Origin of the sequence: Bacillus siamensis KCTC 13613 (assembly GCF_000262045.1) — a bacterium.
Classification (GTDB): Bacteria; Bacillota; Bacilli; order Bacillales; family Bacillaceae; genus Bacillus; species Bacillus siamensis.
This window is the reverse complement of record NZ_AJVF01000013.1, coordinates 43,519-59,676: the sequence shown is the minus strand read 5'-3', so window position 1 is coordinate 59,676 and position 16,158 is coordinate 43,519. Positions and strand designations below refer to the sequence as shown.

Below are 16,158 nucleotides of genomic sequence, written 5' to 3'. Positions count from 1 at the left end.
GCAGCCGCGGCATTCATGCCGGGACAGCCGCTGCCCCCGTGATTAGAAATCCAATTCGATTGTGCTTGCGAGATGTTTACTTTTGTTTACTTTTTCGCTTAATTGAATGTCTTTTAAAGGAATGGATGGGTTTCTCATAATCGCCGAAAGAATCATGACGTAATCCTTGGCCAATACAGCAATGGTTTTCTTTTTAAACAGTTTCGTACAGTAATCAAAACTGCCTTGAATCTCATCTTGATCTATTAAGAAGTTCAGCTGTAAATCAAACTTGGCTGCCGTCTCCGTTTGTTCATAAGGTCTGACTGTGAGAGAGTCCACTTCAATATCCGTTTGTTCCGTATTTTGCAGGACAAACATCGTATCAAACAATGGATTTCGGCTTAAGTCCCGTTTTACACCCAGTTTTTCAACTAATTCTTCAAAAGGATACTCTTGATGTTCAAAAGCCTTCAGCATGGTTTCTTTCGTTTCCGTTATATAATCCAAAAATGTCTTTTCCGCCATCGGAGCGGTGCGGATGGCTAATGTATTGACAAACATTCCGATAATGGGTTCCAAATCCGCATGCGGTCTCCCCGCAATAGGGGTGCCGACGACGATATCATCCTGACCGCTGTATTTTGTCAGCAGTATGGAATAGGCCGAGAACAAAATCATGTAAGCGGTCGTTCCGGTCAATTCTTCCAGCTGCTTTATCCCTTGGGTGACAGTCTTATCGAGCGTAAAATTGTGCCTTTTTCCATCAAAGCTTCTAACCGGCGGTCTCGCAAAATCTTTCGGCAGCTCGAATGACGGGAGCTCTTCATGAAATACACCAAGCCAATACTCTTCCTGCTTCTTGATTCGTTCTCTTTGTTCTTTTTGATGTTTCCATTCCGTAAAGTCTTTGTACTGAATACGGAGCGGAGCTAACTCTTTGCCGTCATACAATTGAATCAGTTCTTCGACAAAAATATTCATGGAGGCGCCGTCCGTGATGATGTGGTGCATGTCAAACATGAAAATATGCAGGTCTTGTTCTAACTCGATGAGTCCGGCCCTGAGTAATGGAGCCTGGCTGAGATCGAACGGCCGCACGAAGGTGCGGAAACATTCCTCAACCTCGTCAGCTGTTGCCTTGTATCTTTCCATCGAAAACTCCACTTGCGGTTTGATCACCTGCATCAGTTCTCCGCGGACCATTTCAAAACCGGTACGCAGCGATTCATGACGCTGGATCAGTCTTTGGAAAGCGGTTTGCAAGCGATTCATGTCGAGTTTTCCTTCTAATGTAAGGATTCCCGGCATATTGTAGCTCAGTTCTCCGCCTTCTATTTGTGTTGACAGGTAAACCATCTTCTGCACGGAAGATACAGGATAGACATCTTTTGCTTTGGCTTTCGGAATGTAATCCGGCCCGGTGTTTTCAGCTCCTGCAATAGCCTTTGCCATTTCTTCAACTGTCGGACATTGAAAGACTTCTCTCAATGAAATGTTTTTGCTGAATTGCTTATGAATTTTGGCGATGAGCGTCATCCCCCGCAACGAGTGGCCGCCCAAATCGAAAAAGTTATCTTTTACACCTATTTCTTTTACCTTCAAAACGTCTTGCCAGATGCATATCAGCTGCTCTTCCATATTCGTCCGCGGAGCAACGTAATCGGTTCCCGTTTGCAGACCTGCTTCAGGCATCGGTAATGCTCTTCGATTTACTTTTCCATTGCCGGTTAGCGGCAGTTTCTCCAGCTGGATGAAGTATGAAGGGATCATGTATCCCGGTATTTGACCAGCAAGTTTTTCTTTCAGCTGACTGATCGAGAGTGATTGCTCCGCTGTAAAATAGGCATATAAATCGCTTTGGCCATCGGTATTTTCTTTTGCTAGGACAACTGCTTCCTGTACGTGCTTGAGAAGAGCGGCCTCCACCTCACCGAGTTCAATCCGATAACCGCGGATTTTGACCTGATGGTCTCTCCTTCCCGCATATTCAATGTTTCCGTCAGGAAGGTAACGGGCCAGATCGCCTGTTTTATACATCAGCTGATTCGAGTCATATGGGTGCGGAACAAAAGTTTCGAGTGTCAAAGGCTCCCTGTTATGATAGCCTCTGGCCAGGCTCACTCCTGAAATACAAAGTTCACCGACGATTCCGACAGGCTGAAGCGTTCCGGCTTCATTCAAAATGAAAATCTCCGTATTTGAAATCGGTTTGCCGATCGGCTGAAGCTCCTGATCTGTATTCGGATCAACGGTATACATGGTCACGACATGCGTCTCCGACGGACCGTAATGATTATGCAATGTGACTTGATGGCGTGCCAGCATGTCACGCAGCATACTTGTTGCGATGAGCTGTTCTCCCGCAGCGATGATGTGATCTACGCACTCGGCAAACGGTTCGAAATAGTGTTTCTCCGAGGCAAGAAGCTTAAGGAACGCGGTCGGAAGAAATGCTGTTTGTATCCTGTGCGTTCTGACAAAATCATTGAGCTGACGTATGTCACGTTTTGCCTCATTGCCGATGATAAAGAGTGTTCCTCCGCTTGAAAGCGCGGAGAACATTTCTTGATAGCAGACATCAAAGCTCATTGCGGCAAATTGCAGCACTCTGTCAAACTGCAGCTGCGTATGATCCTGCTCATAAGCGAGCAGATTCGTCATCGTCTTGTGCTCCAGCTGAACGCCTTTCGGCTGCCCCGTTGTGCCTGACGTGTAAATAACATACATTAAATCATTTTCCGAGCAGGAAAGATTAAGATTGTCTGCTCTGCCTTGATATATCATCGGATCATCAAGCAGAAGCGCTTCTCCTTCAAAGAGCGGCGGAATAGCGTGGCCTGCACAAGTCAAAAGCACATCGGCGCCGCTGTCTTTCAGCATAAAAGCCCGCCGTTTTTCGGGAAGCTCCGTATCGATAGGGAGAAATGCTGCGCCGGCCTTTAATATGGCTAAAATGCCGATGATCATATGTGCTGAGCGATCCGTGAGAACGGCAACCACCTGATCAGTGCCAACACCTTTAACTTGAAGGACGCGCGCCAGCTGATTGGAACGTTCATTCAGCTGACGATAAGTCAGCGTCTGAATTCCAAACCGGACGGCTTCATGATCCGGGTTAAGCTCAGCCTGTTGCTCAAAAAGCTGATGAATCGTTGTCGGAATTCGTTTTTCCGCAACTGCAGTATCGTTAAAGAGTTGCTGAATGTTTCTTTCCTCTTCCTTGGTCATCATATTCAGACGAGCCAGCTCGGCATCAGGCTGTTTAATAATCGAATCAATCAGCTGCACAAAATGCCCCATCATACGTTCGATCGTTTCCGGTTTAAACAGAGCCGTCAAGTATTCCATCGTGAACTGAATACCCGCCTCTTCTTCCACAGCCGTTAAGGTTAAATCAAATTTCGCCATCGTATGTCCGTTTGGATATGGTTTGAAAGTGACGTCATTTATCTCTAACTGTTCCTGCTCCGTGTTTTGAAGCACAAACATGGTGTCAAACAATGGATTACGGCTCAAGTCTCTGGCGATATTCAGTTGATCGATCAGCGCTTCGAACGGATAATCTTGATGTTCGTAAGCTTTTAATGCATTCTCCTTCACCTCGGACAGATACTGAGAGAACGTCTTCCCTTTTTCAGGGTAATTTCTCATGGCCAGTGTATTCACAAACATTCCGATAATCGGTTCTAAATCGGCGTGCGGTCTTCCCGCTATAGGACTGCCGACAATTATGTCTTCCTGGCCGCTGTATTTTGAAAGCAATAATGTATAAGACGCAAGGAGCACCATATATAAAGTCGATTCGGTTTGGGATGCCAGCTGCTTTAATCCGGCGCTTTTTTGCTTATCAAGCGTAAACTGCATTGTGGCTCCCGCAAAATCCCGTGCCGACGGCCGGATATAATCGGTCGGCAGATGAAGGACAGGAACGTCGCCGCTGTACAGCTCTAACCAATAGGCTTCTTGATTTTGGATCTGTTTTAACCGCGCTTCGCCGGTCTGCCATACTGCGTAGTCCTTGTACTGGATGCGCAAAGGCGGTAATGTCTCTCCTTCATAAATGCGGATAAATTCTTTAATCAATACGCTCATGGATGTTCCGTCAGAAATAATGTGATGCATATCAAACATCAGAATTCCGCGGTCAGGTTGAAGTTCAATCAGCCCCACGCGAAGCAGCGGCGGCTCATCCAGATGAAAAGGACGAATAAATTGGCGGATATAAAGGTCCGCATCATTTTCTTCTGCCTGATACCACTCTACTTCGAACTTTGCGTGATCTAAGACATACTGAACGGGTTCTCCGTCAGCCATTTTAAAACCGGTGCGCAAAGATTCATGGCGCAAAATAAGCGTACGGAAGGCTTGCTGCAGCTTGTCACGGTCAAGCTTGCCTTCGACAGCCATCAGTCCCAGCATGTTGTAACTGAGTTCTCCGCCTTCCAAGTGATTCAGGATGTACAACCGTTTTTGTGCTGAGGATACCGGGTAATAAGGTCTTTCTTCAATTGCAGGAATCGCGGCATACCCGGTCAGCTCCGTCTTCGTGATCGTCTGTGCGAGCTGTTCAATGGTTGGGAAACGGAAGACGTCCCGCAAAGGAATTTGGACATGCATTTGCTTTTGTATTTTTGCAATCAGCGCCGTTGCCCGCAGGGAGTGTCCGCCGATCTCAAAAAAGTGATCTCTGATCCCCACCTGCTCTAATCCGAGGACATCCTCCCAAATTGCTGTCAGCTGGATTTCTGCCGAAGTTTGCGGCGGGACGTACTCTATGCCGCTGTCACGCTTTTTGACCGGAGCCGGCAATAACTGGCGATTCAACTTCCCGTTTGGCGTCAGCGGCATCTTATCCAGCTGAACAAAATGAGCCGGGATCATATATCCCGGTAAATGCCGGGCCATTCTTTCGCGAAGTTCACTGATCTGTATTGTCTTATCCGCAGCAAAGTATCCGCACAAGTAATATTCATCATCTGCATCTTTAAGGGCAGCTGCGGCGGCTTCTTGAATATCAGGAACGTTCAGCATCACCGATTCGATTTCACCGAGTTCAATCCGAAAACCTTGAATTTTCACCTGATGATCAATCCGGCCGATATATTCAATATTTCCATCCGGCAGAAGGCGGGCCAGATCACCGGTTCTGTACATTCGGTCCTCCGGTACAAACGGATCGGCAACAAATTTTTCGTCCGTCAGTTCCGGCAGGTTCAAGTAACCCCGCCCGACACCGTCCCCTGCAATATACAGCTCGCCTTGGACGCCCGCCGGCTGCAGCCGTTTTTTTGAATCAAGAATGTACATGCGGTTTCTGCCTAACGGCTTGCCTATAGGGACATAGTTTTGGCTGCGTGCCCACGCATCGGAAGAACATTCAATGTTGAACAGAGACGCGTCTACGCAAGTCTCCGTAGGCCCATATACATTGGTAATCCCAGGTGAAGCGCCATGATCGCCGAATAATTGCATGAGCTTATTTACCGTCGTTTTGGAAAGAGCCTCTCCTCCGATTAAAAGATGCTGAAGCGTGACTCCCTGCAAATCACCTGCAGCTATCAAAAGCTTTAAGTGGGCAGGTGTTCCGTCGGTGATGTCAATCGAATGCTGCCGATAGTAACGGCATAAGGCAGCACCGTCTGACACAATCTCTTTCGGAACAATAAACAAGGTATGTCCTGACAGCAAGGAAGCATACATTTGCTGAACAGAAGCATCGAAATAATATGGAGCGAGCATGGCTACATTCAGCTCCGCATCGTAGGCAGAGTAAATTTGGCGTCGAAGTCCTTCAATCAGGTGAATGACCTGGCGATGTTCAATTAACGTGCCTTTAGGCTTGCCTGTCGTACCGGAAGTATAAATGGCATAGGCCAGTTGACTGGACTGATAAGAGAGTGCAAGACTGCTGTCTTTTTCGTGATAGAAATGTTCCTCCATGAGATCAATACATGTTCCTGGAAAGCCGATGTCATCCGGAAGCTTCCCGCGGTAAAGCAATACGCTGATGCTTGAATCATTTAAAATATAACTGATGCGTTCAGACGGAGAATCAGGATCTATCGGCAAATATGCGCCGCCCGCTTTTAAAACTCCCAAGATGCCTACAATCATCTCAAGCGAGCGTTCAGTCATAATACCGACAAGCTGATCGTTCCGCACACCTTTTGCCTGCAAGGTTCGCGCAAGCTGATCGGCACGCCGGTTCAGTTCTCCGTAGGTGAGTTGTTTACCCTCGAATACAACTGCTGTATTGTCCGGAGTACGATGCGCTTGCTCCTCAAACAGCTCATGAATCGTTTTTTCACTCGGGTAATGCATGTCATTAGACTGAGAGCGGCTGAGCAGATGTTCTTTTTCTTGCTGAGAGAGAAGCTCCAATTCTTCTATTTTGACAGACGGCTGCTGTAATACTTGCTGCATGAGCTGTTCAAAATGTCCGGAGAGCCGCTCCACTTCTGATTTCTCATATTCGTTTTCATTAAAACCGAAATGAACGGCCAGCTGTTTGCCAGGTATGACAACCACATTCAAATCATAGTGGGAGTGTTCCTGCATATAAAAATTCGTAATGTTCAGCTTCGTACCATGATGGCCCGTCTCTTCGACCTGCTGTCCTATCGGATAGTTTTCAAAGATCATGATATGGTCAATCAGGTTCTGCTTTTGTTCCGTTTGGGCCTGAATTTCGTATAAAGGATAAGTATCATATGCTTGGGAAGCCAACGCTTTTTGTTGAACCATTTGCATCGCATCGGCAAAAGAGTTGTCCTCATCGCAGCAGACCCGAACCGGAATGGTATTGATGAACAGGCCGACCATCTGTTCCACACCAGAAATTTCCGCCGGTCTTCCCGACACGACACTGCCAAATACAACGTCTGCGGACCCGCTGTATTTCTGTAATAAAATTCCCCACAACGTTTGGATCAACGTATTTAACGTAACCTGATGCTGATTTGCGATCTGCTGTAATTGTTTCGTCTGTTCGTGATCAAATTGGCAGATCACATTGGCATAAGCGTATTCTTTTTGTTCATGCTGCGGTGTTTTATGAAGAAGCGCGGTTTCACCTTTATATCCTTCAAGGTACTCGCTCCAGAACCGCTTTGCTGCTCCCTGATCTTGGCGGTCAAGCCACTCGATATAGTCGCTGTAAGGCGCTGCAGATGACGGTTCTGTCCCCCTTCCTTCTTGTAAGGCGCTATAATGATCAAACACTTCCTTCGTGATAAGAGACAGGCACCAGCCATCCATGACAATATGATGGAAGCTCCAAATCAAATGATAGCTGCGGTCTTCCATGCGGAAAATTGCTATGCGCATCAGCGGATCGCGAGCCAAGTCAAATCCTTTTGCCTTGTCTTCTCTTTGATAGGCTGCGATTACATCCTCACGCCGGTGATCCTCTATGTCACGCAAATCTGCAAAATGAATTTGCGGTTTTTGCGTTTTATAGACAATTTGCAAAGGAATATCGTTCCAGCCGCTGTAAAAACGGGTTCTGAGCACGGCGTATCTTTCAAACAATCGCTCCAAGCTTTGTTTAAACCAATCAACCTTTAACTCTCCCTGCAAATCGAACGATGCTTGTTCAAAATAAGAATGTGAGTCCTCGTCCAGCAAGCTGTGGAAGAGCATTCCTTTCTGCATCGGAGTGAGCGGATACACGTTTTCAACCTCACCTGTATGCGGCAGTTGAATGAGGAGCTGATCCAATTCGTCAATGGACATGCCTTTTAACAAAATATCGCTTGGTGTCAGTTCCGATTGTTCTTTCTGAACGCAATGCGTAATGATTGTCCGCAGGCGGCTTTGAATCGTTTCCGATAACCGCTTGATTGTTTCTTTTGCGTACTGTTTGCTGCTGTAGCTGATCGTAAGCTTGAGCCGGCCCTCGGTGATCATTCCGTTTATATTCAATACATACGGTCTTTCTTGATTTCCGCTCGAGTCTGAACCGCAAGAGTAAGAAGATAATTGAACCCCATGCTGCTGTAAATCTTGGTCAAACTGTCCCAGGTAGTTAAAGCTGATCTCAGGATTGAGCTTCGATGGCATTCCGCCGCTTAAGTACCTTGCTATTCCATATCCGATCCCTTTATGCGGAATTTGGCGCAGTCCTTCTTTGGTCGTTTTGATATAATCAGAGATTTCTTTGCCTGGCTGCGCGTGCAGCACAACCGGATACAGACTAGTAAACCAGCCGACCGTGCGCGATATATCCATATCTTGAATGATCTGTTCTCTTCCGTGTCCCTCTAAATGAATCGGAATCCGGTCAAGCCCCGACCAATGTGATATGGAAAGACCGAGAGAAGTTAAAAGCAAATCGTTTATTTCCGTGTTATAAGCGCGATTCGCTTGTTTTAATAAGAGCTCTGTTTCCTCTTTCGTCCATTCCGCAGTTGCCGTTTCACTGTCTTTTGCAGTTGTATGGGTTTCCTGAAAATCTTTAGGCAGCGGTTTGACTTCGGTTTGTTCGATCTTTGTCCAATATTCCTGTTCTTGTTTTATCGTTTCACTTTGCGCATATTCTGAAAGTCTCTTAGCCCATAATTGGAAAGAGTCTGTTTTTTGCGGCAGTTGAATCACTTGCCCGTTCTCGGCTTGCCTGTAGCCGGTCACGAGATCCTCCAGTAAAATGCGCCATGACACCCCGTCTACCATCAAATGATGGATGGCGATGAGCAAATGATCTCCATCTGCACATTGAAACAATCCGGCTTTCATTAACGGGCCATCACTTAAATGCATACTGCTTTGTATCTCATCAGCCTTGGCTTCAATGGTCTGCCCTGGGTCGGATTCTGCTTTCAGATTCAGGACTTCAAGGTTGTACAGCCTGCTTTGGGCGATCTCTGCATGATGTGCCTCGTAACCCTTTTCCGTAGTCTGGAACGTCATCCGGAGCGCATCGTGATGTTCTGCTATCTTTTGCAGGGTTTGACGAAGCGGCGTTTCCCGAAAACCTTCCGGCGCATGCAGCATGACGGCTTGATTATAATAATGCGGATCTATTGTTGTTTGTTCAAAAAACCAATGCTGAATAGGAGTCAGGCTGACTTTTCCTTTGACCTCACCTTGATCGGCTGTACGCAGATTCTGCTTGATATGCGGACTCAATTCGGCAATCGTAGCATACTGAAACAAGTCTTTGATTTCCATTTTGTATCCGCTCTGTTTTAATCTGGATGACACTTGGATTGATTTAATGGAATCTCCGCCAAGTTCAAAGAAATTATCAAGAATACTGACATTCTCTGCGCCTAATACCGATTCCCAGGCAGAAACTAATATTTCTTCCGCTTTTGTTCGGGGAGCCTTATACTCTGCTCTGTCCTGCAGCTCGAAATCCGGAGCCGGCAGCCCTTTTCTGTTTATTTTTCCGTTAGACGTTAAAGGCATTTCATCAAGCTCGATAAAATAAGCCGGAACCATATAACCCGCCAGGCTGTGAGACAGTTGTTTCCGGAGCCGGGCTGCCGTTGTTTGCCCGCCGCTCACGTAATATGCACACAATTGTTTAAACCCGAGGGCATCAACTCTTGCTGTAACGACCGCTTCCTTGACCGCTTCTTCTTGAAGCAGCGCCGCCTCGATTTCGCCTAATTCGATACGGTAGCCTCTGATTTTCACTTGTTCATCTATTCTGCCCGCGTATTCAATGTTTCCGTCCGACAGCCACTTCGCCAAATCTCCGGTCTTATACATCTTGGCTCCCGGTTCAAACGGGTCATCGACGAATTTCTCTGCCGTCAATCCCGGACGGTTCAAATATCCTCTTGCTACACCGGCGCCGCTGATATAGATTTCTCCCGGGACACCGATCGGCGCGGGTTTCATATTCTCATCAAGAACGTAAATGCTCGTGTTTGCCGCAGCGGTTCCGATCGGTACCGATTCCCGTCTGTCCTTTGCGGCATCGTAACAGTAAATCATGCAGCCGACAACGGTTTCCGTCGGCCCGTACTCATTGCATATTTCAATCCGGCCTTCGAACTGTTCATGAATACTTTGGGCTAACCGGGTGCTTAAGTTTTCCCCGCCCACAATCATTCTTCGGACAGACGTTTGATCGGCGATGTTCATTTCCTTCAAAACCTGCAAATGGGCCGGGGTCAATTTAATAATATCCACCCTCGGGTCCTGCACAATCGATTGAAGCAGAGCTGTTTTATCCTCTCCGTCATAGACGATGATCGTATTACCTGTGATAAGCGGTGTGAAAATAGAAGTCACCGTCAGATCAAAAGAGATGGAGGAGTACAGCGGGAAGTTGGTTTTCTCGCCTTTTACATAAACTTCTTTCGCCCACCAAATATAATTGGTCAAGCCCCGGTGCTCGATTAATACGCCTTTTGGCCGCCCTGTGGAACCTGACGTATAAATGACATACGCCAAATGGCTTGCATCACTTATCGGCTCAAGGTCAGAGTCATCTTGGTGATACGACTCTTCATCATCCAGTAAAATCGTGACGCCTTCATAGGAAAGCTGTTCCTTGACATCTCGCTGCGTCAAAACGATTCTGGCTTGGGAGTCATTCAGCATATACCCGATGCGGTCTTGCGGATATTCCGGATCTATCGGGACATAGGCGCCGCCTGATTTTAGAACGGCAAGGATTCCGACCACCGATTCGATGCTGTTTCTGCTGATGATGGCTACCGGATGATCCGTCTGTACACCCATCGCTCTTAACGTCCGCGCCAGGCGGTTTGCCCGCTTATTGAGCTCTCCGTACGTGAGCTGCCTGTCCTTATCAATGACGGCCGCTTGATCGGGCGTACGATGCGATTGCTCTTCAAATAATTGATGTACCGGCGTCTGCGGAAATGGCGCAGCCGTGTCGTTAAGCGTCTGCAGAAGGGTTCTTTTTTCACTTTCCGTTAACAAATCTACTTGATCCACCCGGATATCCGGATCTGTCACGACCTGTTGCAGGATTTGCATGAAATGTTCCCGAACCCGCTCTATGCTTGCCCGCTCATACACATTGGCATTGTATTCAAAAGAGATGTTCATCTCGTCGCCCGGTATAACGGTCAAATTAAAATCATAGTTGGTCTGCTCTTCCATTTGTACGTTGGAAATGGTGACGGATGATCCGTTTTGCCGGCCTATGCTCTCCATATATTGATCAACCGGATAATTTTCGAAGATCATTAAATGTGTAATTAAATCTTGCTTTTGCGTTGTACGTGCCTGAATATCGTACAATGGGTGCGTCTCGAATTGTTGAGATGCTACAGCCCTTTCCTGCGTCTCTTTCATAAGCTCGGCAAACGTTGTCCCTGCTTCACACCGGAACCGGACGGGAATGGTGTTAATGAATAAGCCGATCATCGTTTCCACGTTTGGAATTTCAGCCGGTCTTCCGGATACGACACTCCCAAAAACAACGTCCTTGCTTCGGTTATATTTCTGCAGCAAAACCGCCCATGCCGTCTGCAGCAGCGTGTTCAGCGTGACATGGCGCCCGCCGGCCGTCTGTTTCATTTTTAAAGTGAGGTCGGTGCTTATGTCACACGTCACTTTCTCCGGAATGTATCGTTCTTCTGGTGCATGGTGATCCTTAGGAAGGCCGGTTTGCTCTTCATATCCCTCCAAGTATTGATCCCAATAAGCCATGGCCTCTTTTGCATCTTGCCGGCTGAGCCATTCAATATATTGACTGTACGGAGTAATTGGCGATTGTTCAGGCTGTTTTTTGTGAAGCAAGGCAAAGTAATGCTCGAATATTTCTTTTGTAATCAGCGGCAGGCACCAGCCGTCCATCAGAATATGGTGAAAACTCCATATGAAACGGTATGTCTTTTCATCCGTTCGAAGAATGAGTAACCGCATTAATGCGCCTTTCTCTAAATCGAACCCCCGCATTTTATCTTCTCTGGCATACTGCTGAATCATCTCTTCTCTTTGTGATTCCTTCATCTCGCGTAAGTCAATGAATTCAAAACCGATCTTTTTCGTTTTCAATATGATTTGCAGCGGCTGATCCTTCCAGCCTCTGTAAAAATTCGTCCGGAAAATATCATATTTTTGCGATAAGCCATCCAAGCTTTTTGAAAATGCATCAATGTCTAACTCTCCGTGCAGATCAAACATCGTTTGCTGAAAATAAGCACCTGAATTCGGATCAAATAAGCTGTGAAACAGCATGCCCTTCTGCATCGGTGTTAATGGATAAATATTTTCCGCCTCGCCTAATTCATGCGTCTGCTCCAAAAGCTGTTCCAGTTCGTCGATTGAGATATCTTTTAACAGGATGTCACTTGGTGTGAGGGAAGTCTGCTGCCGGCTTACGCAATGTGCAATGACTTCTTGCAGACTTTCTTTCAAGTTCCGTGCAAATTGCGCCATAGTTGATCTTTCGTATTGTTTGCTGCTGTAGCTCAGTGTCAGCGATAATGTCCCTTCAGAAATCATGCCGTTTACATCTAGAACAGCCGTTCTCTCTTGGTTTTCGTTCATCGATAACCCTGTGGAAAAAGGCGATATGCGCAAAGCTTGATGATTCAGGTTTTGATCAAACTGACCCAAGTAATTAAACGATATTTCCGGTTTCAGCTGCAGGCTGTCGGCTTCGGGATGCCCGGATACATATTTGATGATGCTGTAATTCATTCCTTTATCCGGGATACGGCGCAGCCCTTCTTTCACGGTCTTAATCCGCTGTGACAAGTCTTTTCCGGCTTCCATTCTCAGGACGACAGGGTACTGGCTTGTAAACCATCCTATCGTGCGGGAGATATCCGCATCCGGAATAATCTGCTCCCTCCCGTGCCCTTCCACATTTACGGCAATGTCTTCCATGCCAGTCCACCTGTGAACCGCGAGACCTAACGAAGTCAGCAGCAGATCATTGATATCCGTGTTGTAGGCGCGGTTCGCTTGTTTTAACAATTGCTCCGTTTCCTCTATTGACCATTGAATCGTCACTTCTTCGCTGTCTCTTAATAATGAACCTTCGCTTATTTTGTCCTTAGGCAATGGCTGCGGCTCCGTGCTTGAAAGTTCGGCCCAATAAGCAATCTCTTCTTCCATGTCGGTTTCTTTCGCATATTTGGACAATTGATCAGCCCAGAATGGAAATGAATCTGTTTTTTGCGGAAGCTGGATGGTTTGTCCGCGCTCTGCCTGCTCATAACCGCTTGCAAAATCTTCGAGTAAAATGCGCCACGATACTCCGTCAATCACCAAATGATGAATTGCAATCAGCAAATGATCTCCGTCTGGGCATTGGAACAAACCAAGCTTCATCAAAGGCCCCCGGTCTAATGCCATGCTGCTTTGAATCTCATTCGCTTTATCGGAAATTGCCTGAGCAGGATCGGTTTCGCCTTTATAATTCATCACTTCCAGATGATATAATTCACTTTCATCCGTTCCTGTAATTCGCGGAGCGTACCCGTTCGGTGTTTTTTCAAAAATTATCCTCAAGGCATCGTGATGCGACGCGATCCGTTCCATCGTCCGGCGAAGCGGAGCCTCTTTCAAGCCTTCCGCCGAATATAACATGACGGCCTGATTGTAATGGTGAGCTTGCGGCATTTTTTGTTCAAAAAACCAATGCTGTATCGGGGTCAGGTTTGTGCTGCCGGTCACTTCCTCTTGATCAGCCATCCTGCCGATCGGCACGACAAATTGACTTAGTTCTGCAATCGCGGGATATTTAAACAGATGTTTCATATCAACCTTGTATCCGGCTTGATACAATCTGGAAGACACCTGAATTGATTTAATCGAATCTCCGCCATAATCAAAGAAATTATCCAGAATTCCGATACGTTCTGCCCCTAATACTTCTTGCCAGATGGACGCCAGCAGTTCTTCTGTTGTGTTCCGCGGGGCTATGTATTCGTTATCCGTCCGCGTATTTTCTTCATCAGCAGGCAAAGCTTTCAAATCAATTTTTCCATTGGAAGTGAGCGGTATGCGTTCCAAATGGATAAAGTAAGAGGGAATCATATAATCCGGCAGTTTACGGGATAATTCGGCTCTGAACTGCGCAGCAGCCACAGAAGGCTCGCCGACATAATAGGCATACAATTGCTTGGCTCCGTCTGCGCCTTCCCGCGCAATGACTGCAGCTTCACGAACATTTTCCAGATTGAACATGGCCGCCTCTACCTCGCCGATTTCGATTCGGTAGCCGCGAATTTTCACTTGATGATCGATCCGCCCTGCATATTCGATTCTTCCATCTGGCAGCCATCTGGCGAGATCCCCCGTTTTATACATTTTTTGACCGGAGAGATGCAAATGCTGAACAAATTTTTCCTCCGTGAGCTCAGGCCGATTCAGGTAGCCGCGGGCCACCCCCGCGCCTCCGACATACAGCTCTCCCGGTACGCCGATCGGCTGGATTTGCTGGTGCGCTCCTAAAATATAGGCTTGATGGTTGGCCACCGGTTTGCCGATTGTGATCTGTTCATCAGCTGACTGAACAGGGTGAAAGGTCGATACCACGCTGTTTTCTGTCGGTCCGTATTCATTATTGATCCGAATGTGAGGCTGCAGAGAATACAGCTTCTCAACTGTGTCTGTTTCCAGCTGCTCTCCGCCTACAACAACATGCTGAACATCAATGAAGTCGTCCGCATTCATCTCTTCGATCATCGTTTTCAAAAGACGGGGAGAAGTTGAAAAATGTGTAATCCGCTCTTGTTTCAAGACATTTTGAATGGCGAAAAGGTCTTTATTTTCTTCATTCGGCAAAAGGTGCAAAGTCGCACCCGAGATAAGCGGGCCGAAGAAATTTAAAATGAACGCATCAAAAACATACGGGTACAAGACAAGCACGCGATCCGCTGAAGAATGCTTGAAAAACGCCTTCTTCCACTGGAGCGAATTCACAATACCGCCGTGTTCAACCATGACTCCTTTCGGCTTTCCTGTTGTGCCCGAGGTGTATATAACATAGGCTAAATGGCTGTGTTCCGCTATCGGTGATAACAATGAGGCATTCGCATGGTAAGATGCTTCATCATTTAAATCAATCACCGGGCCGTCAAAGGTGAGGCTGTTTTTTAAATGATGCTGAACAAGGAGAACGTCTGCATTCGCATCATGAAGCAAATATTGAAGCCGCTCTTTTGGATATTCAGGATCCAGGGGCACATAAGCGCCCCCCGCCTTCCAAACGGCTATAATGGATACGATCATCTCTAAAGAACGATCAGCGAGAATGGCGACTAACGTATCGGGTTGAACCCCGCAATTACGCAATGTTCTTGCCAAACGGTTCGCCTTTTCATTCAATTCCCTGTACGTCAAATGGGCGTTTTTAAACTTGACGGCCGCATGCTCAGGCGTTCTTTCTGCCTGCTCTTCAAATAATTGATAGACGGTTCTGCTCCCGGAGTAATCTCTGCCGGTATCATTAAAATCAAACAATAGTTTCTGCTTTTCCGCTTCGGGTATCATTTCTGCTGTATGGATCTCCGCTTGAGGGTGAAACAGGATCACAGACAGCAGCTGATCCAAATGGGCTGTCATTTGATCCATATAGCGCTCATCGTACAGATTGCCGTTATAAAAAAGCTTCAAATGAATCCCGTTGTTCTCCAAATCAAAGTGAAACAGCGTATCGGATGCAATGTCTTCTTTAAATTGCAAAGAATGAATTTCGTTAAGCGAAACGACAGTATGAATCAGCGGCAGACGTTCATCATTGTAATGCACGTTTAGATGCTGAACCATTTTTCTAAACGGCAGGTTTTGATTTTTCAGAGAATCATTAACGCCTTCTTTCAGCTGTTCAAACACAGTTTTAAATGTGCTCTCGTTTGAAAGCGTATTTTTCAAAAGAACAACGGTGTTAACGGCTGACTGACTGCTCTTTTGCTTCGATACCGTTGGAATGCCGAGAATCAGGCTCGTTCGATCGGTATATTTATACAGCAAGCATTCAATACCTGCTAATAAAATCAGATAGGCAGCCATATCGGAATGATTCGCCATTGTCATGACTCTTTGAGATACTTCCGGAGATAAGGAACGGCAGATATATTTTTCCTGATAGCCGGTACGGGCCAATGACGCATTATCCGCTGCTTTAAAGTAAGGGAATGCACTTAGGCCGTCCTCTTCGTCAAACAGGTTTTCCCAGTACGTTTCTTGATTTCTAAATACCGACATTGGAGCACCTCATTTTATATAATTTAAAGA

At 46.6% G+C, this 16,158-nt stretch carries 1 protein-coding gene; it reads right to left on the bottom strand.

Annotated features, from left to right (window positions below):
• Positions 1–42: 42 nt before the first annotated feature.
• The gene (locus tag Y79_RS0100575) at positions 43–16,128 is read right to left on the bottom strand and encodes a non-ribosomal peptide synthase/polyketide synthase (protein WP_016935949.1); all 16,086 of its coding nucleotides are present in this window, start codon (positions 16,126–16,128) and stop codon (positions 43–45) included.
• Between the last annotated feature and the right edge of the window lie 30 nt (positions 16,129–16,158).

Bases quoted from the DNA above. Each gene is read 5' to 3' on its own strand.
- Y79_RS0100575 (WP_016935949.1), bottom strand. From the start codon at position 16,128: ATGTCGGTATTTAGAAATCAAGAAACGTACTGGGAAAACCTGTTTGAC.